Below are 24,694 nucleotides of genomic sequence, written 5' to 3' on the forward strand. Positions count from 1 at the left end.
TTGCTCTCACAACAGAGCAACGCCCTCAGCCAGGAGTTATCCATGACCTCCCCCCGCCTCACCTCCGCCGCCTTCGCCCTCGGCGGCGTGCTGCTGTTCGTCTACCCGGTGGTGCGGCCGTCCGGCGACGACGCCGTCGCCATGGCCTCGACCGCATGGGTCACCGGCCATCTGGCCGCGATGCTCGGCTTCGTGCTGCTCGGGCTGGGCACGCTCGGGCTGCACCAGGTGCTCGGCGACCGCCTGTCGCTGCGCGCGGCCGCGGTGACCTGGGCCGGAGCCGGCCTGACACTCCCCTACTACGGGGCCGAGGACTTCGGCCTGCACGTGATCGCGCAACGTTCCCTGCGCGACGGCGCGCCCGCGCTGATGGAGCTGGCCGAGCTGTTCCGCTTCGACCCGCTCGCGATCACCCTGTTCGCCGCCGGGCTGGCACTGCTGGGCGCCGGAACGGTGATGGCAGCCGTGGCCGTGTGGCGTTCGGGGATCCTGCCCAAGGGGGCCGGGACGGCGCTCGCGCTGGGCCTGGCGCTGTTCATCCCGCAGTTCTTCGGCCCGTACCCGGTGCGGATCGCGCACGGGGCGCTCATCATGATCGGCGGGTTGTGGCTGGCGGCGAGCCTGCTCAGAGCCCCGCGGGCGACCGCCGCGGCCTGAGGACGAGGGACCGCTGGGAGCGGGCTCGAATACCCGAGGCCCCAAGCGCGATTGGATCACCCCGCGGGTGGGAATCCCATCACGGTACCAAGCGTTAGACACCGTGGGAGACAGACCCCCCACGTATGGGGGCCCTGTAGGAGGCATTTAGACATGGGCGAGCGCGCGCTTCGTGGCACCCGGCTCGGGGCAACCAGCTACGAGAACGACCGTAACACGGATCTGGCCCCACGCCAGGAGGTGTCCTACACCTGTCCTAAGGGCCATCGCTTCGAGGTTCCGCTTGCCGCCGAGGCCGAGATCCCCGCGACCTGGGAGTGCCGCATGTGCGGCGCGACCGCGGTGCGGGTCGACGGTGAGCAGCCGGAGTCGAAGAAGACCAAGCCCCCACGGACTCATTGGGACATGCTGCTGGAGCGGCGGTCCATCGAGGATTTGGAAGAGGTGCTCAACGAGAGGCTCGCGGTCTTGCGCGCCCAGCGCCGCAAGAGCGCCTGACCACTTCTCACGGTGAAAACCCCCGGGCGACGCCCGGGGGTTTTGCTGTGCCCGCCCCCCGCTACCAGCGCTGACGCGCCTCCTCGGCCCAGCCGGTGAGGCCGTCGAGGTCCACCCACGCGCCGTCGTCGTCCTGGACGCGGCCGGAGAAGTGGCCGAAGCACTGGTGGGTCTCGCTGGCCACCACGCCCAGCTGGGTGCGGGCCACCTTCTCGTGGAACGGCCGGAACTCCACCTCGACCCGCGGGCCGGTGATCCGCCAGGGGCGCAGCCAGTCGCCGCGGTCGTAGGTCCACTCCAGCTCGTCGCCGATCTTGTGCAGCCGGCCGCCGGTGAACAGGGCGTTCTCGGTGACGCCGGTGCCGTCGGTCCACTTGCCGCCGAGCTGGACGGACCGGCCGGGCCCGCTGCCCGCCGCCCAGTTCCAGGTGACCGCGTACGGCCACTTGCCCCGGCCGTGGTCGAGCACCGCGAAGGAGTCGGCGGGGTCGATCGCGAACTCGTCCGGGCCGAGGCGCAGGCGTCCGCGTGCCGGGCGGCCGACGTCCTTGACCGTGTACTGGAACCGGTTCGGCCCCCAGGGGACCACGACGCCGAGCGACTCGTGGCCCTCCGGCAGCGGCACCTCCAGGTCGATCCGCACGCCGGGGGCGGTGGCGCGGATGACGGTGGCGGCCGGGTCCTGCCGGATGTCGATCGCCAGCCCGCCGCCGCGCACGGAGACCGTGCCGGCGCCGCTGCGGTCGGGGAAGGAGGCGCCGCGGGCCAGCGGCACGACGACGTCCTTGGCGAACTCCGCGCCGGTGGCCCGGTCGAGCACGTAGACGCCGTGCACCCCGGCGTAGTCGAGCGAGGAGGCCACCAGGCCGATGATGTGGGAGGGGGTGACGACGCCCCAGTACTCCCAGCGCTTGCGCCGTCCCCAGCCGCGCAGGTCGGCCCGGTGCAGCGGCCTGCGGGTCCAGCCGACGGCGGCGGGGTTCAGCCGCCCGCCGGGCAGGCACAGGTCGGCGGGGGCGGTGAGCTCCCGTTCATGGGTGGTCATGGAAGGCGAGCCTCCTCGTGACGGAGCGAATGAGGTCGGCGGGCAGCTTCAGCTCGGCCCGGTCGTAGGTGAGCAGGCCGTTCAGCTCGTCCTCGACGTCGGAGAGCTGGGTGTAGACGGTGGCGCTCAGGCCCTGGCGGATGGCCGGGACGATCTGCTCCTCGTGCAGCCGGACGAACGCCGCGCCCAGCTCGTCGGCGGTGCGGTAACGCCGGTAGCCGAACTCCTTCTCGCCCCAGGTGTGGCCCTCGACGGCCAGGCTGTAGCCACCGTACTCGGTCAGTGCCAGGACGCGGCCGTCCGGGCGGGGCGGGCGGAAGCGGCGGAAGTAGACGTGCAGGCTGAGCAGCTCGCCCGCGCCCTGGTCGTGCCAGCCGCTGGCGTGGTCGATCGTGCGGGTGGGGTCCAGGCGGGCCAGCTCCCCGGCGATCCGCGCGGCGTCGAACTGGCCCCAGCCCTCGTTGAACGGCACCCAGACCGCCAGGCCGACCACGTTGCGCAGGTGCTCGACGGTCTCGCGCAGCTCGGCCTCGAACGCGGCCCGCCCGGCGGCGTCGGCTCGTCCGAAGCGGTGGTGGCGGCGGTCGTCCAGGCGCAGCGGCAGCAGCGCGGGGGTGGTGACGACCAGCGGCCGGTAGGTCTCGCCGCCGTTGACCAGGTCCTGCCAGACGAGCATGCCGAGCCGGTCGCAGTGGTGGTACCAGCGCAGCGGCTCGATCTTGATGTGCTTGCGCAGCATGGTGAAGCCGAGCTGTTTCATCATGACGATGTCGTCGACCATGGCCTCGTCCGAGGGCGGCGTGTAGAGGCCGTCGGGCCAGTACCCCTGGTCCAGGATCCCGGCGTGGAAGTACGGCCGGCCGTTCAGCAGCAGCCGGGGCACGCCGTCGGCGTCGGGGCCGACGGAGAAGGAGCGCATGCCGACGTAGCCGCGGACGCGGTCCTCGCCGAGCGAGACGGTCACGTCGTACAGGAAGGGGTCCTCGGGGCTCCACGGGCGCGCGCCGGGCAGCGGGACGCGCACCGGCCGCCCGGCGGGGACGGTGGCGCGGGCCGCCACCCGGCCGCCGGCGAGGATCTCGACCTCGGCCTCGCCGCCCGCGGCGTGCACGGTCACCTCGACGCACTCCTCGGCCAGCACCGGCGTCAGCGTGAGCCGTTCCACGTGCCGATCCGGCACGCGCTCTGCCCAGACGGTCTGCCAGATGCCCGACTGGGCGGTGTACCAGATGCCGCCGCGGCGCAGCCGCTGCTTGCCGCGCGCGTGCCAGCCGGTGTCGCTGCCGTCCTGGACGGCCACGTCGAGGGTGTTGGCGCCCTCGGTCAGCGCGTCGGTGACGTCGAAGGAGAACGGCAGGTAGCCGCCGCTGTGGCCGCCCACCTCGACGTCGTTGACCCACACCCGGCAGGTCTGGTCGACGGCGCCGAAGTGCAGGAGCACCCGCCCGCCCGCGGGCCCGGCGGGCGGGTCGAACGTGCGGCGGTACCACAGGGTCTCCCCCGGCAGCAGCTGCCGGCCGACGCCGGACAGCGGCGCCTCCGGCGAGTACGGCACGAGGATGTCGCCGTCGTACGACGCGGGCCGCGAGCCGTCGTTGATCGCGTACCGCCAGCGGCCGTTGAGGTTGACGTAGCTGTCGCGGACGAGCTGGGGCCGGGGGTACTCCGGCAGCGGGGTCGGGTCGCCGGTCACGAGAGCCACACCGCCGTGTCGGCGGGCAGGGCGGCGCCGTCCAGGGGGCCGCTGGCCAGCAGGACGTCGTGGTGCGGAGGCAGCGGCACCGTGTCCGGGCCGAAGTTGACCATGAGGGTGAAGCCGGGCTCGCGGCTGAGGGCCAGCACGCCGGGCGGCGCGTCGAGCCAGGTCAGGTCGCCGTCGCCGAGCGCGGGATGCTCGCGGCGCAGGGCGATGGCGGCGCGGTGGAGGTTGAGGGTGGAGCCGGGGTCGTCGCGCTGGGCGGTGACGGTGAGGTGCGCCCAGTCGGCCGGCTGGGGCAGCCAGGTGCCGCCCGGCCCGAACCCGTACGGCGCGGACGTGCCCGACCAGGGCAGCGGCACGCGGCAGCCGTCCCTGCCGATGAAGGCGCGGCCGGTGCGCTCGAACATGGGGTCCTGCCGCGCCTGCGCCGGCATGTCGAGGTATTCGGGCAGGCCCAGCTCGTCGCCCTGGTAAAGGTAGGCGGCGCCGGGCAGGGCGAGCAGCAGCAGCGTGGCGGCGCGGGCGCGCCTGAGGCCGAGCTGGCGGTCGACGGCGACCTTGCCGAGCAGCACGTCGGCGGTGGGCGCGCGGACGAGGTCCTGGTCGATGCCGAACCTGGTCGCCATCCGCGGCACGTCGTGGTTGCCCAGCACCCAGGGGATCGAGCCGCCCGTCTCGCGGGCCAGCCGGTGGGACTCCTCGATCACCGCGCGGAACTCCCCGGCCGACCACGGCAGGGGCATCAGGCGGAAGTTGAACAGCTGGGCCAGGCCGTCGCCGGCGAGGTAGGGCCGGGCCTGGGCGGGGTCGGCGAACCAGATCTCGGCCACCGTGCCGCGCGGCCCGGGATAGGCGGCCAGGATCTTGCGCCAGGACCGGTACAGCTCCAGCAGCTCGGGCTGGTGCTCGTACGGCACCGCGGACCGTCCGGGCGCCAGCGGCGCGCCCTGGCTGCCGGGGACGACGTCGGGCAGGCCGTCCTCCTTGAACAGCATGGCGGCGACGTCGATGCGGAACCCGGACACGCCGCGGTCCAGCCAGAACCGCAGCACGTCCTCGAACATGGCGGTGACGCCGGGGTGCCGCCAGTTCCAGTCGGGCTGGGCGGAGTCGAACAGGTGCAGGTACCACTGGCCGTCGGGGGCCTGGGTCCAGGCGGGGCCGCCGAACATGGACTGCCAGTTGTTGGGCTCGTCGCGGAAGACGAACCAGTCGCGCTCGGGGCTGCCGGGGCCGGCCGCAAGGGCCTGCTGGAAGCGCGGGTGGGCGGCGGAGCAGTGGTTGGGCACGATGTCGACGATGACCTTGATGTCCCGGGCGGTGGCCGCGGCCACGTAGGCGTCGAAGTCGGCCAGCGTGCCGTAGCGGGGGTCCACGTCGGTGTAGTCCGCGACGTCGTAGCCGCCGTCGGCCAGCGGCGAGGGGTAGAACGGGCTCAGCCAGACGGCGTCCACGCCCAGGTCGGCCAGGTGGTCCAGGCGGGCCAGCGCGCCGGGCAGGTCGCCCTGGCCGTCGCCGTCGGCGTCGGCGAAGCTGCGGGGGTAGATCTGGTAGACGACGGCCTCGCGCCACCAGGCGTCGCCGTCGAAGGCTGCGGATCCGTCGGACACTGTGTTATCGGACACTGCGGATTCTCCAGATGAGGCAGGCGCCGAGCGCGGCGAAGGCCGCCGCGACGGCGTACATGAGCGGGTAGCCGCCCGCGGAGGTGACCAGGGGCGCGGCGATGACCGGCCCGAACGTGCCGGAGGCGGAGTTGGCCAGGCTGACGATCCCCAGGTCCTTGCCGCGGTCGGCGTCGGCGGGCAGGAGCTGGGTGACCATGGCCTGGTCCACGGCGGCGAACATGCCGTAACCCGCGCCGAGCAGGACGCTGGCGGCGATCGCGGCGGGCCAGCTGGTCAGGAAGGTCAGCACGAGCCCGGAGGCGGCCATGGTGAGCCCGCCGACGAAGACGGCCGTGCGGCGGTTGCCGAACCGGTCCGACAACCAGCCCGCGACCAGGGTGGGCGCGACGCTGCTCAGCGTGAAGACCGCGACCAGCACCACGACGCCCTGCTCGACGGTGGAGCCGGGGAAGAGCGCCTCGTAGCCGACGCCGTCGCGCAGGTAGTACTGCAGGTAGCCGATGGCCATGGCGAGGGTGAGGGTGATCAGGAAGCGGCTCAGCCAGGCCCAGGCGAAGTCGGGGTGCCTGCGCGGGCTCACCTTGAAGCTGCGCAGCAGCGAGCGCGGCCCGAACGGCGGCAGGTCGGCCGGCGCGCTCGCGGGCTCCTTGGTGAACAGGCTGAACGGCAGCACCAGCAGCAGCACCAGGACGGCCATCGCGACGAACCCGGCCTGCGAGCCGGTCGCCACGACGGTGACCACGACGCCGCCCAGCAGCGGCCCGGCGAGCTGGCCCACGCCCGCCAGCGCCGAGGCCTTGCCGCGCTGGCTGATCGGCACCTGGTCGGGCACGGTGGCGATGGCGGTGGCGAGGGCGGCGGTGAAGGCGAGCTGGGCGACCGCCCAGCCGACGACCAGCCCGGCCAGGGAGTCCTGACGGGACAGGAAGACCAGGGACGCGGCGCAGACCAGCGCACCGCCCGCGATCCAGGGGCGGCGTCGGCCCATCCGGGCACGGGTGCGGTCGGACAGGGCGCCGAACAGCGGGTTGGCCACGATCGTGCAGACGGCGGCGACGGCGAAGACCACCGCCAGCGACGCCTCCTTGTGCTGCGGATCGATGCGCGCCACGTGGGAGGGGAGCAGGATCTGGTTTCCGACGGTCATCGCCATGATGACCCCCATCTGGGCCAGCGCCAGCAGGGACATCCAGCCCGCGGACACCCGTCTGTCAGGCGCGAGGCGCGGTTCGGCCATGCAGGTCCTCCCTGGGGGGAACGTGAGAGGATGTCACGTTAGAACATGACAGGTCGTTATGTTAAGACTTGTTCGTGGAGAACCCCGGCATCCGGCGCCGACCGGTCCAGCGGCGCAGCATCGACAGGGTCGAACGCATCCTCGACGCCTGCGCCCGCCTGCTGGACGAGGTCGGCCTGGACGCCCTGACGATCTCCGACGTCGCCAGGAGCGCCGGTGTGCCCTCCGGCACGATCTACCAGTTCTTCGACGGCAAGCCGGGCATGCTGCGCGAGCTGGCGCTGCGCAACCTGGAGGTGCTGCTGGCCCGGCTGCGGGCCAGGGTCGCCGAGGAGCCGCCGCTGACCTGGCCGCGGGCGGCGGAGCTGGTGCTGGCCGAGACGGTGGAGATGCGCAGGAGCGTGCCGGGCTTCACCGTGGTCGACTTCGCCGACACCCGGCCGGGCGGCCCGTCGTTCCTGCCCGCCGGGCGGGTGCGGGAGAGCGGGGACGTGCTGGCCGAGCGGCTCTACCACTTCGCGCTGGAGGAGGCGGGGCTGCCGGCGCTGCCGGATCCATACCGGGTGATGCGGCTGGCGATCCAGTGCACGGCGGCGGTGTTGCACCTGACGTTCTCCGCGACGCCGCAGGGCGATCCGGCCATGATCGAGCAAGGACGCAGGCTGCTGCGGGCCTACTTCGTGGACGTGGCCTCAGAAACATTCCGGTAACAAGGATTGACCGTTCAAAACCGGACGAACTACCGTCTTCCACATTCTATAGAAAGCAGAATGCAGGAGGCGGTGCATGGACGCGACGGCACGCGCGGCGATCGTCACCGACGTCGCGGGAGCGGTGGAGGTGCGCGAGTACGGCCTGCCGCAGCCCGGTCCGGGAGAGTTCGTCCTGGAGGTCGAGCTGTGCGGCATGTGCGGCACGGACGCCCACATCTACCGGGGCCGGCTGGCCAGCGTGCGCTTCCCCGCGCTGCTCGGGCACGAGATCGTCGGCCGGCTTGCCGCGCTCGGCGACGGCGTCGCGACCGACCACGCGGGACGGCCGGTGGCCGTCGGCGACCGGGTGGGCGTCTTCCCGTCGCTGAGCTGCGGCCGGTGCTTCGAATGCCAGGTGCGCCGCAGGCCGGGCAGCTGCCCGGACCGGCGGCCGTCCTACGGATTCGCCTCCCCCGCCGACCGGCCGCCGTACCTGACCGGCGGCTTCGCCACCCACCTGTACGCCTCGAACGCGGGAACGGTGTTCTACCGGACCGAGCTGCCCGCCGAGGTCGCCGTGCTGCAGGAGCCGCTGTCGGTGGCCCTGCACGGTGTGGAACGTTCCGCGATCCGGATCGGCTCCACCGTCGTGGTCCAGGGGGTCGGCGCGATCGGCCTGATGGCCGTGGTCGCCGCCCGCGCCGCCGGGGCGGCCAGGGTGGTCGCCGTCGGCGCGCCGGGCGCCCGGCTGGAACTGGCCGCACTGCTCGGCGCGGACACCGTCGTCGATCTCGGTGAAGGGCCCGCCGGGCGCCGCCGGGCGGTGTTCGACGCGCTGGGACGCGCCGGCGCCGACGCCGTCATCGGCACCGCGGGCTCGCCCGAGGCGTTCACCGAGGCGCTCGGCCTGGTCGCCGACGGCGGCGTGCTGGCCGAGCTGGGCAACTTCACCGACCGCGGCGCCGTCCCCTTCAACCCCTACAGCGACCTGCTGAAGCGGGACCTCACGATCGCCGGCGTCTACGGCGCCGGCCCCGACATGCAGCGCCGCTACCACCAGGCGCTGACGATCCTGGAACGCGGCGGCAGCCCCTTCGAGCGCGTGGTCAGCCACCGCGTGCCGCTCGGCCGGGTCCGCGAGGCGCTCGAAGCCCTGGGTTCGGGCCACCCCCTGGACGGCCGGGACGTCGTCAAGCTCGCCGTCGACCCCTCCGCCTGAAATCCCCCATTCCCCTCCGGGAGGACACCCGTGTTGAACAACACCCGGCTCGTCACGGCCGCGGCCGTGCTCGCGCTCAGCGTCGCCGCCTGCGGCTCGTCGTCGCAGGAGGTCGCGGCCGACGGCGGCGGCCTCGGCACGGCGCAGGCCCCGGTGTCGATCCGCGTGATCGCCAACGACGCGTTCGCCAAGCAGTGGCAGGACAAGCTCGTGCCGGAGTTCGCCAAGAAGTACCCGAACATCAAGGTCACCGTCGACGGCATCCCCTACAACGACCAGCTGCCCAAGACGATGCTGGAGCTGACCGGCACCACCGCCACCTACGACGTGGTGCTCGCCGACGACCCCTGGCTGCCGCAGCTCGCCAAGACCGGCGCCCTGTACGACCTCAAGGGCCCCGAGCTGGCCAAGTGGAACGACCCCGGCTACGACTGGGCCGACTTCAACCCCTCGCCGCTGGCCGCCGGGGAGTGGGAGGGCAAGCAGTACGCCGTGCCCGTGCGCTCCAATTTGCTGCTGATGTTCTACAACAAGTCGCTGTACAAGAAGGCCGGCGTGGCCGAGCCGACCGCCCAGACGACCTGGGAGCAGTACTTCAAGGACGCCCCCAAGCTCGTCCAGGACACCGACGGCGACGGCAGGACCGACTCCTGGGCCGTGGGCACGTACTTCACCAAGGACCCGCTCACCCCCACCGTGTGGCAGACCGTGCTCAACTCCGACGGCGGCAAGATCCTGGACGGCACGAAGGTCGCCTTCGGCGGCCCGGCGGGCGTCAAGGCCCTGCAGACGCAGGTCGACCTGCTCAAGTACGCGCCGCCCGGGGCCAGCACGTACCAGTTCAACGAGCCGCTGGAGGCCTTCCGGCAGGGCAAGACGGCCACCATGTTCATGTGGGGCAGCGTCTACAAGGGCACCGCCGTGGACAAGGAGACCACCACCCTGACCCCCGAGCAGGTGGGCCTCACCACCCTGCCCGCCGGATCGACCTCGCCGGGCGCCCACCGCGGCATCTGGACGGCGGGCATCTCCAAGAAGTCCACGCACCCGGCCGCCGCCTGGACCTGGCTGCAGTGGGTGACCTCCAAGGAGGGCGAGCAGTTCACCGGCAAGGCGTTCGGCACCTTCCCCGCCCGCAACTCCAGCCTCGACGGCACGCCGCCGGCCGAGTGGGCCGGCCCGGTCTACAAGGCGCTCAAGGACGGCTACGAGGTCGTCTCCAAGGGTGAGATGTGGCGGCCCAGGCTGCCCGAGTCCGACGCCGTGCAGCAGATCCTGGCGCTGCAGACCAGCCGGGCCATGTCCGGGCAGGCCACCGCGCAGCAGGCGATCGACCAGGCCGCCAAGGAGATCGGCGACCTGCTGACGGCCAAGGGCTACAACCAGTGAGGCGTGCCCGACTGGGAGAGCCGGGCACGGCCTGGCTCTTCCTGGCTCCCGCCCTGCTGCTGCTGGCGGGCATGCTGCTCTACCCGATCCTCTACACGGCCTGGGTGAGCGTGTCCGACTTCGACCTGGCCTCCTTCCAGCCGTCCGGATGGGTCGGCTGGCGGCACTACGAGGCCGTGCTGCGCGATCCGGGCTTCCTGGACTCGCTCCGGGTCACCGGCGTCTACCTGGCGATCGCGCTGCCGTTGCAGATGGTGCTCGGGTTCGCCATCGCGTTCCTGCTCAACGTCGCCTGGCGGGGCCGGGGCGTGCTGCGCGCCCTGTTCCTCATCCCGATGGTGGTGGCCCCCGTGGTCGCCGGCGGCGTGTGGCGGATGTTGCTCGACCCGCTGTGGGGCGTCGTCAACTACGCCCTCGGCCTGGTCGGCGTGGGGCCCGTCGAGTGGATCGGCGACCCGACGCTGGCCATGGTCAGCCTGATCGTCATCGACACCTGGCGCTGGACGCCGTTCGTGGTGCTCATCGCCTCGGCCGGGATCATGGCGCTGCCCGGCGACGTGTACGAGGCCGCCCGCTCCGACGGCGCCGGCCGCTGGGCGATCCTGCGGCGCATCACGCTGCCGCTGCTGGTGCCGGTGATGGCCGCCGCGTTCGTGGTGCGCTGGCTGGGCGCGGTCAAGATGTTCGACATCGCGCTGGCCGCCACCAGGGGCGGGCCGGGCAACTCGACCAACGTCATCAACCTCTACATCTACGAGAAGGGGTTCCGGAGCCTGGAGTTCGGCTCGGCCTCCTCGATGGCGACGATCGTCCTGGTCCTGACGATGCTGATCACCTTTGTCCTGTTCCGCGTGACCCGGCGTCTGGAGAACCGATGGTGAGACGGTACGCGGCCGTCACCGGGGCCGTCCTGGTGACGCTGGCCTTCCTGTTCCCCGTGCTCTACATGGTCTCGATCTCGTTCAAGCTGCCCAGGGACATCTTCACGGTGCCGCCGCGGTGGCTGAGCGAGTTCACCCTCGACAACTACGTCAGCTACTTCCAGCAGGCGCGCATCCTGCCCCGCATGGTCAACACGGTCATCGTGGCGGCCGGCGCCTCGGCCATCTCCATGGTCGCCGGCTCGATGGCCGGGTACGCGCTGTCGCGGCTGCGGATGCGCGGCGCGGGCGTGGTGGGCGGGCTGATCCTGGCCTCGCGCGCGGTGCCGCCGATCGCGCTGGTGGTGCCGCTGTTCCTGGTGGCCAGGAAGCTCGGGCTGACCGACCAGTACATCACCGTGATCCTGGCGTACGTGACCTTCCTGGTGCCGTACGTGGTGTGGCTGATGCGGGCCTTCTTCCGCGGGCTGCCCAAGGAGCTGGAGGAGGCGGCGATGATCGACGGCTGCTCGCGGTTCGGGGCGTTCTTCCGGATCATCGTGCCGACGAGCCTGACCGGCCTGGTCTCCACGTTGATCTTCTGCATCATCCTGGCCTGGGAGGAGCTGCTGTTCGCGCTGATCCTCACCAACGACCGGGCGGTCACCATCCCCGTCGCCATCGCCGGGATCGCGGCCGACACCGAGAAGGGCGGGATGTGGGGGCCGCTGGCCGCGGTCGGCGTGCTGACCGTGCTGCCCGTGGTGGTCTTCGCGCTGCTGGTGCAGAAGTACCTGATCAAGGGTCTCGCGGACGGCGCGACCAAGGGGTGAGGAGCCGATGAGGATCACAGACGTCCGCGCGCGGGTCATCGAGCTGCCCTATCCCCGGCCGTTCGTGCCGTCGTGGGCCCCGGAGGGCGCGCACCGGGCGATGTCGGCGGTCATCGTCGAGGTCGAGACCGACGAGGGCATCGTCGGGGTGTCCGGCGGCGACATGGGCCACGGCACCGGGCCGATGCTGCTGGAGGCGATCCGCGGCTGGATCCGCCCGCAGCTGGTCGGCCTGGACGCCTTCGACACCACGCACGTCGCCAACCGGCTGCGGTACGTGGCCGAGTACGTCTTCCCCCGTCCGTGGGTCGTCGGCGTAGCCGTGTGGGACGCCGTCGGCAAGGCCTGCGGGCAGCCGCTGTACAAGCTCTGGGGCGGGCACTCGGGAGCTGTCCGCGCGTACGCGAGCTTCGGCGAGCTCCGCGACCCGGCCCAGCGGGCCGAGGACGCCCTGGCCGCCGTCGAACGGGGCTTCCAGGGGATCAAGCTGCGCGTGCACGCGGCCACGATCGCCGAGGACGTGCGGCAGGTCGCCGCCGTCCGCGAGGCGGTCGGCCCCGACGTGGCGATCATGGTGGACGCCAACCAGGCGGCCGCCCGCTGGCGCTACGCCCCCGACGGCACCCGCCTGATCTGGGACTTCGACCGCGCCCTCAGCACCGCCAGGGAACTGGCCGGGCTCGGTGTGGCGTGGCTGGAGGAGCCGCTGCCCCGGCACGACTACCGCGCCCTGTGCGAGCTGACCGCGGCCTCGCCGATACCGATCGCGGGCTGCGAGCACAACCGGGGCATCGGCCAGCTCGTGCGCATGCTGGAGGATGGTTGCTTCGACATCTTTCAGCCCGACGCGAACGAGAGCGAGGAGATCGGCGCGCTGCGCGACTTCGGCGCCATGGCCGCCGCCCGGCAGCGCAAGGTCATCCCGCACGCCTGGGCCACCGGGCTCGGCGTGGCGGGCAACCTGCAACTTTGCGCCTCGCTGCCGAACTGCGACTGGCTGGAGTACCCCTACGATCCGCCGGTGATCGTCCCGGAGGTGTTCCACGCCATGCTGACCGAACCGCTGCTGCCCGACTCCCGCGGTCTCGTCGCCGTTCCGACGGGGCCCGGAATCGGTGTAGAGCTGGACCACGCGGCGATCGAGCCGCTCACCGTCCAGCGGGTCTGAAGGGCTCCTCAACCATGGCCGAATCGCGTTCCCCCTTCCGCACCAAGGCGGACCTTGCGGCGGAGCACATCAAACATCTGATCATGAGCGGCGAGGCGCCTCCCGGCACCAAGATCACCACCAGGGTGGTGGCCGAGGCCGTGGGCATCAGCGAGACGCCCGTGCGCGAGGCGATCAAACAGCTCTGCTCCGAGGACTGGCTGGTCGAGCGCCCGCACGTCGGCGCCGTGGTCGCCGAGCTCACGGTGGCCAACGTGCGCGAGCTCTACAGCGTCCGGGCCGCGCTCACCGCGCTGGCGCTGGAGCTGGGCGGCGTGCCGCTGGAGGGCGCGCGACTGGCCGAGGTCGACGCGGTGCTCGCCGAGTGCGAGACCGCCGTCGCCCGCGAGGACGTCGCCGCCTTCGCCCGCCTCAACCGGCGCTTCCACTCCCTGCTGTGCGACACCGAGCACAGCAAGCTCACCCACCGCATGCTGCAGAGCCTGTGGGCCCGCACGGAGACCGCCCAGCGCGGCTTCCGCCTGGTGCCCTGGCGGCTGCCCAAGTCGCACGCCGAGCACATCGCCATCAGGAACGCCCTGGTCGAGGGCGACATCCCGCTGGCGGGCAGGCTGCAGCACGCGCACGAGATGGCCGCCATGAAGGCCCTCATCGAAGGAATCCAGGAGACACATGGCTGACACCCGCAAGGCTCTCATCGGAGCCGCATGGCAGGAGGCCGACCAGACCTTCACCGTCCGCTCCCCCGCCACCGGCGAGCCGCTGGCGCAGGTCGCCGACTGCGGCCCCGAGCTGGCCACGCAGGCGGTCGACGCGGCCGCGGCGGCGCTGCCCGGCTGGCGGGCCATGCCCGCCCACGAGCGCGCCGGCCTCATGCGGGCCGCCGCCGGCGAGCTGACCGCGCGGGCCGACCGGATCGCCGCGATCATGACGGCCGAGCAGGGCAAGCCGCTCGCCGAGGCGACCGGCGAGGTGCTCTCGGGCGCCGACCACCTGCTGTGGGCCGCCGAGGAGACCCGCCGCCTGTACGGCGAGACCGTGCCCGGCGCGCACGAGGGCAACCGCATCTGGCTGCTGCCCGAGCCGGTCGGCGTGGTCGCGGGCATCACGCCGTGGAACTTCCCGGTCTCGATGATCACCCGCAAGCTCGGCCCGGCGCTGGCCGCAGGCTGCACGGTCGTGCTCAAACCGGCCGAGCAGACCCCGCTGTCGGCGATCGCGGTGGCCGAGGCGTTCGTCGCGGCCGGGCTGCCGCCGGGCGTGTTCAACCTGGTCACCACGTCCCGGCCGGCCGGGTTCGGCCAGGCGGTGATGACCGACCCGCGGGTGCGCAAGGTGTCCTTCACCGGCTCCACCGAGGTCGGCCGCGAGCTGATCAGGCAGAGCGCCCACGACGTCAAGCGGCTCAGCGTCGAGCTGGGCGGGCACGCGCCCGTGCTGGTCTTCCCCGACGCCGACCCGGTCGCCGCCGCCCGCGCGGTGGCCCGCAGCAAGTTCCTCAACGCCGGGCAGGCCTGCACCTCGCCCAACCGGATCTTCGTCCACTCCTCGCTGGCCGCCGCCTTCACCGACGAGCTGGTGCGCCAGGCGCGGGCGGCCGAGCTGGGCCCGCTCATCGACGAGGCGGCCGTGGCCAAGGTGAGCAGGCACGTCGAGGACGCCGTCGCGAAGGGGGCGGCCGTCCTGACCGGCGGGCGGCGTCCGGAGGGGGCGGGCACGTACTACCCGGCGACCGTGCTGGGCGGGGTGAGCGAGGACATGCTCGTCTGCCGCGAGGAGACGTTCGGGCCGGTCGCGCCGGTGCTGGAGTTCGACGACTGCGACAAGGTCGTCGAACGCGCCAACGCCACCCCGTACGGGCTGACCGCCTACGTGTGGACCAACGACCTGACCAGGACCCTGCGCGTGGCCGAGGAGCTGCAGTTCGGCATGGTCACCGTGAACGGCGGCCCGCTGGCGCCGCCGCAGGCGCCGTTCGGCGGGATCAAGAGCAGCGGCTACGGGCGCGAGGGCGGCCACCACGGGGTGGCCGACTACCTGGAGTACAAGTACCTCAGCGTGGGGCTGGGACGATGACGGAGAGCACGATGAAGACGAGCCCGCGCGCGGTCGCCGAGCGCGAGATCACCCGCCGGGTCGACCTGTGCCTGCCCGACGGCCGGCTCAACCCGGCCGCGGTCGGCTGGAGCCGCACCCCGCTGCATCGCGCCAACATCCGCGGCTGGGGCCGCACCATGCGCTGGGACTACTGGTGCGTCACCAGCCCCGGCCACGTGTTCGCCTTCAGCGCCAGCAGCCTCGACTACCTGGCCGGCGAGTCGGCGTTCTTCCTCGACCGGCGCACCGGCGAGCAGGTCTCCAGCCGGGGCCTGCTCGTCCCGGCCAGGGGCGTGGCCTTCTCCGAGCGCGGCGGCGAGGGCAGCGTGCGCATCGGCGCCGGCCCGGTCCGCATCAGCGTCGACGAGACCGCCGACGGCACCCGGCTGCGGCTGAAGTCGGCCGAGATCGCCGCCGACGTGCTGGTGCGCCGGGTGCCGGGCCGCGAGAGCCTGTCGGTCGTGGTGCCCTGGGGCCCGCGCCGCTTCCAGTACACGGTCAAGGACGTCGGCCGGCCCGCCGAGGGCACCGTGCGCGTGGGCGGCCTGACCTACGAGTTCGACCCCGCCGACGCCCTGGCCACGCTCGACCTCGGCCGCGGGCGCTGGCCCGGCGACATCCGCTGGAACTGGGGCGCCGCCGCCGGACGTCCCGGCGGCCGCGACGTCGCCCTGCAGATCGGCGGCAAGTGGACCGACGGCACCGGCAGCGTGGAGAACGGCCTGATCCTCGACGGCCGCCTGCACAAGATCAGCGAGGAGCTGGTCTGGCGGTACGACACCACCGACTGGCGGGCGCCCTGGCGCATCGAGGGCGAGCGCGTGGACCTGGAGTTCGTCCCCGAGCACGTGCGCGAGGCAGACGTGCGGCGCGCGTTCTACATGCGCAGCCAGGAGGCCCAGGCGTTCGGCCACTACCGCGGCACGGTCGTCGCCGACGACGGCGAGCGCGTCACGATCGACGGCCTGTACGGCTGGGCCGAGGAGGTCTACCGGCGCTGGTAGCGCCGTCAGGCGTCGCGGTCGTCGTGGATGACCTCGCCGCGGATGACCTCGCCGTGCACGACCTTGCCGCCCTGCGGGGCCCGGTCCACGCCGGGCGCCGACGGGAACATGTTCGCGTACGGCGAGGCCGCCGCCACCCGCTTGACCCGCCGGTCGAAGAACGACGACGCCAGCCGCCGCATCAGCGGCCGGGTGAAGGGCAGCACGAAGACGAAGCCCACGACGTCGGTGAAGAAGCCCGGGATCATCAGCAGGGCGCCGCCGGCCAGCACCAGGCCACCGTCGGCCAGCTCCCGGTCGGGCACCCGGCCCTCCGACAGCGCCGCCTGCAGACGCCGCCAGACCCGGCGGCCCTCACGGCGCACCAGCCAGGCGCCCAGCAGGCTGCCCGCGACGAGCAGGCCGACGGTCGGCCATCCGCCGATCATCGATCCGACCTGGATCAGCAGCCAGACCTCCAGCACCGGGACGCCCAGCAGGGCCAGCAACAGCAGCAGCCGCATCGTTTCCTCGATTCCGCGCACACGTACATCAGGAACAACGTCCGGCGGGCCGCGCGCGTTCCTGGACGCGGATCCTCGGGCGCCCGTCAGCCGCCGGTCAGCCGCGGGTGCGGCGCAGGCGGCGCGGCAGGCCGGTGACGCCCCACATGCCGATGCGCCACAGCGCCTCGGACATGACCTTGCCGTTCATCTTGCTCTTGCCGACCGTGCGCTCGACGAACGTGATCGGCACCTCCACCACCCGCAGCCCGTGCCTGGACGTGCGGAGCGTGAGGTCGACCTGGAAGCAGTAGCCCTGCGACTCGACCCCGGCCAGGCCCACCTTCTCCAGCGTGGCGGCCCGGTAGGCGCGGAAACCGGCGGTGGCGTCGCGCACCGGCAGGCCGAGCATCACCCGGGTGTAGATGTTGGCGCCCTTGGACAGCAGCTCGCGCCGGTGGGGCCAGTTGACCACCTTGCCGCCGGGCACGTAGCGGGAGCCGATCGCCAGGTCGGCGCCGTCGGCCAGCGCCTGCAGCAGCTTGGGCAGCTCCTCGGGCTGGTGGGAGCCGTCGGCGTCCATCTCGACCAGCACGTCGTAGCCCTCGCCCAGGCCCCAGCGGAACCCGGCGATGTAGGCCGCGCCGAGCCCCTGCTTGCCCGGCCGGTGCAGCACGTGGACGTGCTCGTCGGCCTCGGCCAGGGCGTCGGCGACCTCGCCGGTGCCGTCGGGGCTGTTGTCGTCGGCCACCAGCACGTGGGCGTCCGGCACGGCGGCGCGCACCCGCTCGACGATCGCGGGCAGGTTGTCGCGCTCGTTGTAGGTCGGGACGACGACGAGCACCCGGCCGACAGTCTCCATCATGAGCCGTTCCCCATTCGGTCGCCTCGCCTGCCGCGCCGTGCGGCGACTCCCACAGCCACCGCTCCCATCAACATCAATGCCCATTCAGGAAGCTCGCCCACCTTTGTGGCGATCGTTTCCTGGGTGCGTACGGGCACCTTGACCACGTTCATGTCAGGGACAAGTTCACGGGTCTGCCAGGAGACCTTACCGTCAGGCGTGACATATGCGGAGATCCCGGTCGTGGCGGCCGTGACGACGGCCCTGTTGTGCTCGACGGCCCGCAGCTTGGACATCGCGAGCTGCTGCGGGGGCAGGTTGGACAGCGCGTAGCTGGCGTTGTTGGTCTGCACCACCAGCGGGGTGCCACCGGCGCGCACGGTGCCGCGCACGGTGTCGTCGTAGGCCACCTCGTAGCAGTTGACCGCGCCGATGGTGACCGGGCCGAGCTTCAGGTCGCCCGGCCTGGTGCCCGCGACCGACTGGCGGCCGACCAGGTTGGCCCGCTCCCACAGGGCCAGCACGATCTCCTTGAACGGCGTGTACTCCCCGAACGGCACCAGGTGCTGCTTGTCGTAGTAGGCGCCGGGACCGCTCACCGGGTCCCACACCAGGCTGCGCGTGGCGCGGTGCTCGTCGCCGATGGCCACGACGGCGCCGACCAGGGTGGGGACGCCGACGTACTTGACCGACTCGTCGATGACCTGGCGGGCGAAGGCGCTGGTGTAGGGGTCGATGTCGGTGGAGTTCTCGGGCAGGACGACGATGTCGGGCTTGGGCAGGGCCCCGGCGCGCACGGCGTCGGCCAGGCGTTTGGTCTCCTCGGCGTGGTTGCGCAGGACGACGGCCGGCTCGTCGCCGAGCGGGTGCATGCCCCGCCCCGGGACGTTGCCCTGCACGATGCCGACGTTGATCGAGCGCCCCTCGTCGCCCGGCCTCGGGATGGCCAGCGTGAGCAGCGGCACGGCCAGCGCCGCGGCCACCGGGACGGCCCTGCGCACCGCTCTGTTCACAGCCTTGCCCGCGGCTTTGCCCGCGGCTTTGCCCGCGGCTTTGTTCGCGGCTTTGCCCGCGGTGGCGGCGGGCCGTACCAGGACGGCGTGGGCCAGCAGGGCGCCGCACAGCGTGACGGCGAAGGACACCAGCGGCGCGCCGCCCAGCGCGGCGTAGGAGGTGAACAGCGACTCGCCCTGGCTGAAGGCCACCCGCGCCCACGGGAAGCCGCCGACGGGCACCAGGCCGCGGGCCCACTCCATCATCACCCACAGCGCGCCGAACCACAGCGGCCACAGCCGCAGCCGGAACACCAGGGCCGCCAGGGCGGCCATGACGGCGTAGAACACGCTCTCGGTGGCCACCAGCATGACCCAGACGTCGTCACCGATCGTGCGCACCCAGGCCAGGGCCGGGAACAGGAACACGGCGGCGCCCAGATAACCCAGCCACGCGGCGCGCCGGGGACGGGCGCGGTAGAGGCCGGCGACGATCAGCCCGATGCCGACCGGCGCGCACAGCCACCAGTCGAGCGGCGGGAAGGCGGTGTAGAGCAGCAGCCCGCCGGCGACCATGGCCGCGACCCGCGCGACGAGCACCCACCGGCCCTCGCCCTTGGCGCGATCGCTCTCACCCGCAGAGGAGGCGGTCTCGGCGGCGGTGGCGTCCGCCTCGGGAGCCGGTTCGCGCCCGGGGACGGGCGGAACGCTCGTCTTGTCCTGAACCACGCCGGGTCTCCTCGCAAAATCGCACGCCTGCTTGCGAAAACGCTACCGCCCCGGGGCCGCGCTCAAGCCAGCGGCGCACGCGGAGATCGAAAACGGCCGCTCACAGGCGGCCGGCTGGGTGATCCCGTTGGGACGGGATCACCCGGCGCGATCCGCGATCCTGCGCACGAGAGCGGGAAGAGGGCCCGGAAACCCTTCGGACCGGACCCGTCTCGTCGGCGGCGAGCGCGGAATTCCGTTGTCTACTGGGCTCCCGGACCCGTCCCGGGTCCAACCCCCCAACCGGTTGGGGTGCCCCGACTCGACGGACCGACGGCCCTGCACCTGGCTGTGTGGACGAAGTCACGCTCCGTCACGGACGCAGGATCCGGCGATGTCAGAGACGGCCAACCGGCCAAGTCCCGTGCTGGACTGCGCAGCAAACTACCGACTCCACCTCAGATGTCAACCGTGTCCCGATCAGCGGGAACATCAAGTTTCCGCAGGTGGGACATGTTCGGCCTGCCGTCGTAAAGCGGGTCAAAGCCCATTTGCCGACGTCGGGGACCTGCCCGGCAGGCCCGACAGCGCCTGCGACAACGGCCCTTCGTGGACGACGCCCAGCCGTTGCGTGGCACGCGTCAGAGCAACATACAGGTCGCTCGGCCCGCGTGGCGACTGGGCGGCGATGAGGTCCGGCTCGGCCACGATCACCGAGTCGAACTCCAGGCCCTTGGCGTCGGCCACGCCCATCACCGCGAGGGGCGCGTCGAGAGCGGCGGCCCCGGCGGCCCGTCCGGCGCCGGGCGTGACCACCGCGGCGCCCTCCACCGCCGCGACCAGCCGCGCGCCGAGCGTGTCCAGCAGCGCGTCGGGCACCACCACGGCGACCTTGCCGCCCTCCCCGACCTCGGACCTGGCCAGCTCGGGCAGCGCGGGCAGCGGCGCCGACCAGGGCCGCGCGCCGAGCTCGCGCACGGACGTCGGCGCCTCCAGGGCCGGGTCGATGGTGGCCAGCACCCGCGCGGCCACCTCCATGAGCTCCACGGGCGTGCGATAGTTGACCGTCAGCCGCTCCTGACGCCAGCGCCCGGCCACGTACGGGTCCAGCACCTGCGCCCACGAGCGCGCCCCCGCCGCCGAGCCGGTCTGGGCGATGTCGCCGACGATCGTCATCGACCGCGTCGGGCAGCGCCGCATGACCGCCCGCCAGGCCATCGGCGACAGCTCCTGCGCCTCGTCCACGATCACGTGCCCGTAGGCCCAGGTGCGGTCGGCGGCGGCGCGTTCGGCGGTGGTGAGGTAGGGGCCGTCGCCGCGCTGGCGCTCGGCCAGCCGCTCGGCCTCCATGACGTCGGACAGGCCGGTCAGCTCCAGCACCTCGCGCGCGTAGGCCAGCTCGGCCTCGCGCTGGTGCTCCTCGGCCTGGCGGGCCGCGGCCAGCTCCTCCTCGGCCTGCATCGCCGAGGCGCGCAGCACGTGCTCGTCGATGTCGCCCAGCAGCTCGGCGGCCTCGTCCAGCAGCGGCACGTCGGAGTCGGTCCACTCGGCCGAGTCGCGGCGCAGCAGCGCCCTCTCCGCGGGGCTGAGGACGCCCCCCGCCGCGTCGAGCCGCTCGGGCGACCCGTACAGGCCGAGCAGCAGCCGCTGGGGCGTCAGGTACGGCCACAGCCGGTTGAGCGCCGCCTTGACCACCGGCTCGGTCCGCAGCTCCTCGCGCAGGTCGGCCAGCTCGTCGTCGTCGATGAGCCCCTTGCCGATCTTGCGGGCCTGCTGCCGGGCCAGCGCGTTCAGCAGCGACCTGACGAACACGGCGCGCGCCTGGTTGTGCGGGCGGCGCGAGCGCACGGCCTTGTTCTTGGCCGCGTCGAGCATGGCCCGGTCGACGGTGAGCGTCAGCCGGCCCATCGTCAGCTCGATGGGCTTGCGCGGCACCTTCTGCCGCTCGCGCACCGCGCGCTCGATCACCTGGGCCATCCGCGCGTCGCCCTTGACCGCGGCCACCTCCGGACGGTCGCGCCGAGTGGCGGTCACGCCCGGGTACAGCTCGCCCACGGTGGACAGCAGCACGTCGGTCTCGCCGAGCGAGGGCAAAACCTGCTCGATGTAGCGCAGGAAGGTGAGGTTGGGGCCGAGGATGAGCACGCCCCTGCGCTCCAGGCGCTCCCGGTGGGTGTAGAGCAGGTAGGCGGCCCGGTGCAGGGCCACGACGGTCTTGCCCGTGCCGGGGCCGCCCTGCACGACCAGGACGCCGTTGAGGTCGCTGCGGATGACGCGGTCCTGCTCGGCCTGGATGGTGGCGACGATGTCGCGCATCCGGCCGGTGCGGCGCTCGTCGAGGGCGGCCAGCAGCGCGGCCTCGCCGTTGAGGGTGGCGCGGTCGTCCTCGGTGAGCGCGTCGAGGTCGAGCAGGTCGTCGTCGACGCCGACGACGCTGCGCTCCCTGGTCTGCAGGTGGCGGCGCCTGGTCACGCCCATGGGCGCGGCGGGGGTGGCGCGGTAGAACGGCTGCGCGACGGGCGCGCGCCAGTCGATGAGCAGGCGTCGTTGCTCGTCGTCGGTGAGGCCGAGCTTGCCGATGTAGAGCCGGCCCTCCTCGACGTGGTCGAGCCGGCCGAAAACCAGGCCGCGCTCCACCGCCCAGAGCCGGGCCAGCCGCCCGGCGTACATGTCGGCGAAGGAGTCGCGCTCGGATCTGTTCTGCATCGTGCCGACGGCGCCCGTGGCCAGCACCTCCTTGAGCCGGCGCTGGGTGCGCTCGCGCAGCTCGTCGAGGCGGTCGTACAGACCGGTGACGTAAGACTGCTCCTTGGCGAGCTCCGTTTGACGAGTTGCCGCCTGACCATTATTGTGGTTAATGGGACACTCCGGGCCATTCTGCTTGTTGTTGCGACAAACGATGACATTAGCACGCCTGTCGAGGCACTCCCATCTTCCCTTCCCCCTTCCGGGTCACGGCTTGGTTTCGCCCTCTTGACCAGTATGGGAGAACTCCCTATGTTCACGAGTTAGGAAAGTTTCCTAACTTCGTCGAAGGAGTCCTCCTGATGAGCGGTCCGGTTCCGGGAACGCCCAGCCTGCTGCGCGCGATCAACGACCGCGCGGCCCTGCGGGCGCTCCTTGAGCGCGGGTCGCTGACCCGCCCGGAGCTGGGCGCACTGACGGGCCTGTCCAAGCCCACCGCCTCCCAGCTGCTGTCGCGCCTTCAGGACGCCGGACTGGTGATCCTGGACGGCATCAGGGAGGGCCTGCCGGGCCGTACCGCCGAGGTCTACCGGATCAACCCGGCGGCGGCCCACGTGGGCGCCCTCGACGTCACCCCCGACCGCATCGAGGCCCGCGTCGCCGACATCACCGGCACGGTCGTGGGCTCGTACACGCTGCCCACGCCCCGGCGGCCGGGCGGCGAGCTGGTCGACCGGCTGGGCGCGGCGCTGGCCGGCGCGAACCCGCCGGACAAGCTGCGCCGGGTCGTGATCGGCGTGCAGGCGGCGATCGACCCGGCCACCGGCCGGCTCGGCTACGCCGCCGCCAAGGACGTGCCCGGCTGGCAGATCGACGACCTCGTGCCCACCCTCAGCGCGGGTCTCGGCACGGCCGTGGACGTGGAGAACAACGTCAACCTCGTCGCCCTGGCCGAGCAGGCGCACGGCGCGGCGCGCGGGCACTCCGACTTCGTGCTGCTGTGGGCCGACGAGGGCATCGGCTCGGCCATCGTGCTCGGCGGGCGCATGCACAGGGGCGCGACCGGCGGCGCGGGCGAGGTCGGGTACATGCCGACCCCGGGCGCGCCGACGGCGCGCGAGGCCGGCCGCTACGCCAACCACGGCTACCAGGCGCTCACCGGCGGCCCGGCCGTGCTGCGGCTGCTGCGCTCCTACGGCGTGCACGGCACCGACTTCCGCCAGGCCATCGCCAAGGCGGTACGCGTGTCGGAGGGCTCGGGGCAGAAGGCCGACGACGCCAGGGCGGGGCTGCGCGACATCGCCGCCCGCCTGGCGGTGGGCCTGGCGGCCATCACCTCCGTCATCGACCCCGGCCTGATCGTGCTGACCGGCGGCGTCGTGCTGTCGGGCGGCGAGCCGCTGCGCGAGCTGGTCGAGCACGAGCTGCACGCCCTCACCATCCCCCGCCCCGTCGTGCGGCTGTCGCACGTGGAGGGCAACCCGGTGCTGGCCGGCGCGCTCGACCTGGCCCTGGACACCGTGCGCGACGAGGTCTTCAGCTCGACCGTCCCTTCCTAGAGCCTCTTTCTCCATCCCGTTCCACCCTCCCTTCATGATCCCCCAGCGGTAGGAGGCACCCCCCGTGCGCTTCGTCCCCCTGGCGGCCGTCGCGATCCTCGCGCTCGCCGCCTGCACCGCCGGCAGGGAGGCCGGGCCCTCGCTCGGCTCCCAGCCCAGACCCTCGGGCTCGGCCTCCGCGGCCCTCCCGGCGGCCACCATCCAGCTCTGGCACGGATTCTCCACCGACGCCGAGGTCAAGGCGTTCGAGCAGGCCATCGCCGGGTTCCACGCCAAGTTCCCGCAGATCACCGTCAAGGCCACCAAGGGCGTCCAGGACGACCAGATCACGCAGGCCATCCGGGGCGGCAACGCGCCGGACGTGGCGGCCTCGTTCACGACGGACAACGTCGCCCAGTGGTGCAGGTCGGGATCGTTCCAGGACCTCACCCCGGTCATCAAGCAGGACGGCATCGACCTGTCGGTGCTGCCCGAGGTGGCGCGTACCTACACCGGCTTCGGCGGCCGGCAGTGCACGCTGCCGCTCCTGGCCGACGCGTACGGCCTCTACTACAACAAGGCCCTGATGAAGGGCAACCAGCCGCCCAAGACGCTGACCGAGCTGGCCGAGCTGGCCAAGAAGCTGACCGTGCGGGACGCGAACGGCGACATCAAGGTGGCCGGGTTCGTCCCCAGCACGCAGTACTACGAGAACAGCCCCAGCCACCTGGCCCCCATGGTCGGCGCCACCTGGTACAACGCCGACGGCACCTCGGCCATCGGCACCGACCCGGCGTGGAAGGCCCTGCTGCGCTGGCAGAAGGACCTCATCGACTGGTACGGCTACGACAAGCTGGAGAAGTTCCGCAAGAGCCTGGGCGACGAGTGGAGCGCCGACCACCCGTTCTACAAGGGCAAGATCGCGATGGTGCTGGACGGCGAATGGCGCAACGCCATGATCGCCAACGACGCCAAGAAGCTCGACTACGCCACCGCTCCCCTGCCGGTCGCCGACGACAAGCCCGACCTGTACGGCAGCGGCTTCACCGCCGGCACCGTCATCGGCGTCCCCAAGGGCGCCAAGAACCCGCAGCAGGCCTGGGAGCTGGTCAAGTACCTGACCACCGACACCAGCTCGCTGGTGACGCTCTCCAACGCCCTGCGCAACGTGCCCACGACCAAGGCCGCGATGGAATCGCCCGACCTGGCCAAGGACGCGAACTTCGCCACCTTCCTCGACGTCTTCTCCCATCCCAAGACCTCGACGCTGCCGCCGAGCGTCAACAGCGTGTTCAACCAGGAGGCGCTGGCGACCTTCGTCGTCAAGTGGGAGAAGGGCGCGGTCACCGACCTCGACGCCGGGCTCAAGGGCGTGGACAAGCAGATCGACGACAAGCTGAAGCTGTCCGGGGGCTGATC

General features: G+C 72.3%; 21 protein-coding genes. 13 read left to right on the forward strand and 8 right to left on the reverse strand.

Features of this window, described 5'->3' with window-relative positions; genetic code table 11:
- The first annotated feature begins 42 nt into the window (after positions 1–42).
- Both ACFYUV_RS33105 and ACFYUV_RS33110 read left to right on the forward strand, forming a co-directional pair.
- Positions 43–657 carry a hypothetical protein gene (locus ACFYUV_RS33105; protein WP_387675383.1) on the forward strand — a complete coding sequence of 205 codons (615 nt, stop codon included), beginning with the start codon at positions 43–45 and terminating at the stop codon, positions 655–657.
- 153 nt (positions 658–810) lie between these two features.
- Complete coding sequence (locus ACFYUV_RS33110) at positions 811–1,155, forward strand: RNA polymerase-binding protein RbpA (protein ID WP_043625492.1); 345 nt, start codon at positions 811–813, stop codon at positions 1,153–1,155.
- Positions 1,156–1,216: 61 nt separating this feature from the next.
- Here ACFYUV_RS33110 and ACFYUV_RS33115 read toward each other — a convergent pair whose 3' ends face one another.
- From ACFYUV_RS33115 to ACFYUV_RS33130, 4 genes are read right to left on the reverse strand one after another with little or no spacing between them, the layout of a single operon-like run.
- Positions 1,217–2,200 (reverse strand): DUF2804 domain-containing protein, encoded by a 984-nt coding sequence (locus tag ACFYUV_RS33115; protein ID WP_387675386.1) that lies wholly within the window; start codon positions 2,198–2,200, stop codon positions 1,217–1,219.
- A complete protein-coding gene (locus ACFYUV_RS33120; protein ID WP_387675389.1) occupies positions 2,187–3,893 on the reverse strand; it encodes a glycoside hydrolase family 2 protein in 1,707 nt (568 codons plus the stop codon). Before ACFYUV_RS33120 ends, ACFYUV_RS33115 begins: the two co-directional genes overlap by 14 nt.
- The gene (locus ACFYUV_RS33125) at positions 3,890–5,509 is read right to left on the reverse strand and encodes an alpha-amylase family glycosyl hydrolase (protein ID WP_387675392.1); all 1,620 of its coding nucleotides are present in this window, start codon (positions 5,507–5,509) and stop codon (positions 3,890–3,892) included. Before ACFYUV_RS33125 ends, ACFYUV_RS33120 begins: the two co-directional genes overlap by 4 nt.
- A 4-nt stretch (positions 5,510–5,513) precedes the next feature.
- Complete coding sequence (locus ACFYUV_RS33130; protein ID WP_387675395.1) at positions 5,514–6,764, reverse strand: MFS transporter; 1,251 nt, start codon at positions 6,762–6,764, stop codon at positions 5,514–5,516.
- 74 nt (positions 6,765–6,838) lie between these two features.
- Between ACFYUV_RS33130 and ACFYUV_RS33135 the strand changes: the two genes are divergently transcribed.
- The 9 genes from ACFYUV_RS33135 to ACFYUV_RS33175 all read left to right on the forward strand — a co-directional run bounded on the left by ACFYUV_RS33135 (position 6,839) and on the right by ACFYUV_RS33175 (position 16,026).
- A complete protein-coding gene (locus tag ACFYUV_RS33135) occupies positions 6,839–7,474 on the forward strand; it encodes a TetR/AcrR family transcriptional regulator (RefSeq protein WP_387675587.1) in 636 nt (211 codons plus the stop codon).
- 76 nt (positions 7,475–7,550) lie between these two features.
- Positions 7,551–8,675, forward strand: a complete 1,125-nt coding sequence (locus ACFYUV_RS33140; protein WP_387675397.1) for a zinc-binding dehydrogenase — start codon at positions 7,551–7,553, stop codon at positions 8,673–8,675.
- Positions 8,676–8,705: 30 nt separating this feature from the next.
- Positions 8,706–10,064, forward strand: a complete 1,359-nt coding sequence (locus ACFYUV_RS33145) for an ABC transporter substrate-binding protein (RefSeq protein ID WP_387675400.1) — start codon at positions 8,706–8,708, stop codon at positions 10,062–10,064.
- Positions 10,061–10,945 (forward strand): carbohydrate ABC transporter permease, encoded by an 885-nt coding sequence (locus ACFYUV_RS33150; RefSeq protein ID WP_387675403.1) that lies wholly within the window; start codon positions 10,061–10,063, stop codon positions 10,943–10,945. The genes ACFYUV_RS33145 and ACFYUV_RS33150 overlap by 4 nt, the downstream gene beginning before the upstream one ends.
- Entirely contained in the window at positions 10,939–11,757 is an 819-nt protein-coding gene (locus ACFYUV_RS33155) for a carbohydrate ABC transporter permease (RefSeq protein ID WP_352324937.1), read from the forward strand. The genes ACFYUV_RS33150 and ACFYUV_RS33155 overlap by 7 nt, the downstream gene beginning before the upstream one ends.
- 7 nt (positions 11,758–11,764) lie before the next feature.
- Positions 11,765–12,925 (forward strand): mandelate racemase/muconate lactonizing enzyme family protein, encoded by a 1,161-nt coding sequence (locus tag ACFYUV_RS33160; protein ID WP_387675406.1) that lies wholly within the window; start codon positions 11,765–11,767, stop codon positions 12,923–12,925.
- 14 nt (positions 12,926–12,939) lie between these two features.
- Positions 12,940–13,605 carry a GntR family transcriptional regulator gene (locus ACFYUV_RS33165; RefSeq protein WP_358286581.1) on the forward strand — a complete coding sequence of 222 codons (666 nt, stop codon included), beginning with the start codon at positions 12,940–12,942 and terminating at the stop codon, positions 13,603–13,605.
- Positions 13,598–15,001, forward strand: a complete 1,404-nt coding sequence (locus ACFYUV_RS33170; protein ID WP_387675408.1) for an NAD-dependent succinate-semialdehyde dehydrogenase — start codon at positions 13,598–13,600, stop codon at positions 14,999–15,001. The genes ACFYUV_RS33165 and ACFYUV_RS33170 overlap by 8 nt, the downstream gene beginning before the upstream one ends.
- 11 nt (positions 15,002–15,012) lie before the next feature.
- The gene (locus ACFYUV_RS33175; protein ID WP_387675411.1) at positions 15,013–16,026 is read left to right on the forward strand and encodes a DUF2804 domain-containing protein; all 1,014 of its coding nucleotides are present in this window, start codon (positions 15,013–15,015) and stop codon (positions 16,024–16,026) included.
- A 5-nt stretch (positions 16,027–16,031) separates the two neighbouring features.
- Here ACFYUV_RS33175 and ACFYUV_RS33180 read toward each other — a convergent pair whose 3' ends face one another.
- The 4 genes from ACFYUV_RS33180 to ACFYUV_RS33195 all read right to left on the reverse strand — a co-directional run bounded on the left by ACFYUV_RS33180 (position 16,032) and on the right by ACFYUV_RS33195 (position 21,785).
- Positions 16,032–16,529, reverse strand: a complete 498-nt coding sequence (locus ACFYUV_RS33180; protein WP_364337293.1) for an FxsA family protein — start codon at positions 16,527–16,529, stop codon at positions 16,032–16,034.
- 97 nt (positions 16,530–16,626) lie between these two features.
- Positions 16,627–17,373, reverse strand: coding sequence for a polyprenol monophosphomannose synthase (locus ACFYUV_RS33185; RefSeq protein ID WP_358286574.1), 747 nt, complete (start codon positions 17,371–17,373; stop codon positions 16,627–16,629).
- Complete coding sequence (gene lnt, locus ACFYUV_RS33190; RefSeq protein ID WP_387675414.1) at positions 17,370–19,073, reverse strand: apolipoprotein N-acyltransferase; 1,704 nt, start codon at positions 19,071–19,073, stop codon at positions 17,370–17,372. The genes ACFYUV_RS33185 and lnt overlap by 4 nt, the downstream gene beginning before the upstream one ends.
- Before the next feature lie 519 nt (positions 19,074–19,592).
- Positions 19,593–21,785, reverse strand: coding sequence for a HelD family protein (locus tag ACFYUV_RS33195; RefSeq protein WP_387675417.1), 2,193 nt, complete (start codon positions 21,783–21,785; stop codon positions 19,593–19,595).
- A 314-nt stretch (positions 21,786–22,099) separates the two neighbouring features.
- On the opposite strand from ACFYUV_RS33195, the gene ACFYUV_RS33200 reads away from it, so the two are divergent.
- Positions 22,100–23,296 (forward strand): ROK family protein, encoded by a 1,197-nt coding sequence (locus ACFYUV_RS33200; protein WP_387675420.1) that lies wholly within the window; start codon positions 22,100–22,102, stop codon positions 23,294–23,296.
- Between the two features lie 64 nt (positions 23,297–23,360).
- Positions 23,361–24,692 (forward strand): ABC transporter substrate-binding protein, encoded by a 1,332-nt coding sequence (locus ACFYUV_RS33205; RefSeq protein ID WP_387675422.1) that lies wholly within the window; start codon positions 23,361–23,363, stop codon positions 24,690–24,692.
- Positions 24,693–24,694 lie beyond the last annotated feature (2 nt).

It is taken from the genome of Nonomuraea sp. NPDC003560, assembly GCF_042878785.1.
In the GTDB taxonomy this organism is placed as follows: domain Bacteria; phylum Actinomycetota; class Actinomycetes; order Streptosporangiales; family Streptosporangiaceae; genus Nonomuraea.

Coding starts and splice junctions, on each gene's coding strand:
- ACFYUV_RS33105 (WP_387675383.1), top strand. CDS start 43: ATGACCTCCCCCCGCCTCACCTCCGCCGCCTTCGCCCTCGGCGGCGTG.
- ACFYUV_RS33110 (WP_043625492.1), top strand. CDS start 811: ATGGGCGAGCGCGCGCTTCGTGGCACCCGGCTCGGGGCAACCAGCTAC.
- ACFYUV_RS33115 (WP_387675386.1), bottom strand. CDS start 2,200: ATGACCACCCATGAACGGGAGCTCACCGCCCCCGCCGACCTGTGCCTG.
- ACFYUV_RS33130 (WP_387675395.1), bottom strand. CDS start 6,764: ATGGCCGAACCGCGCCTCGCGCCTGACAGACGGGTGTCCGCGGGCTGG.
- ACFYUV_RS33140 (WP_387675397.1), top strand. CDS start 7,551: ATGGACGCGACGGCACGCGCGGCGATCGTCACCGACGTCGCGGGAGCG.
- ACFYUV_RS33155 (WP_352324937.1), top strand. CDS start 10,939: ATGGTGAGACGGTACGCGGCCGTCACCGGGGCCGTCCTGGTGACGCTG.
- ACFYUV_RS33160 (WP_387675406.1), top strand. CDS start 11,765: ATGAGGATCACAGACGTCCGCGCGCGGGTCATCGAGCTGCCCTATCCC.
- ACFYUV_RS33165 (WP_358286581.1), top strand. CDS start 12,940: ATGGCCGAATCGCGTTCCCCCTTCCGCACCAAGGCGGACCTTGCGGCG.
- ACFYUV_RS33170 (WP_387675408.1), top strand. CDS start 13,598: ATGGCTGACACCCGCAAGGCTCTCATCGGAGCCGCATGGCAGGAGGCC.
- ACFYUV_RS33175 (WP_387675411.1), top strand. CDS start 15,013: ATGAAGACGAGCCCGCGCGCGGTCGCCGAGCGCGAGATCACCCGCCGG.
- ACFYUV_RS33180 (WP_364337293.1), bottom strand. CDS start 16,529: ATGCGGCTGCTGCTGTTGCTGGCCCTGCTGGGCGTCCCGGTGCTGGAG.
- ACFYUV_RS33185 (WP_358286574.1), bottom strand. CDS start 17,373: ATGATGGAGACTGTCGGCCGGGTGCTCGTCGTCGTCCCGACCTACAAC.
- ACFYUV_RS33200 (WP_387675420.1), top strand. CDS start 22,100: ATGAGCGGTCCGGTTCCGGGAACGCCCAGCCTGCTGCGCGCGATCAAC.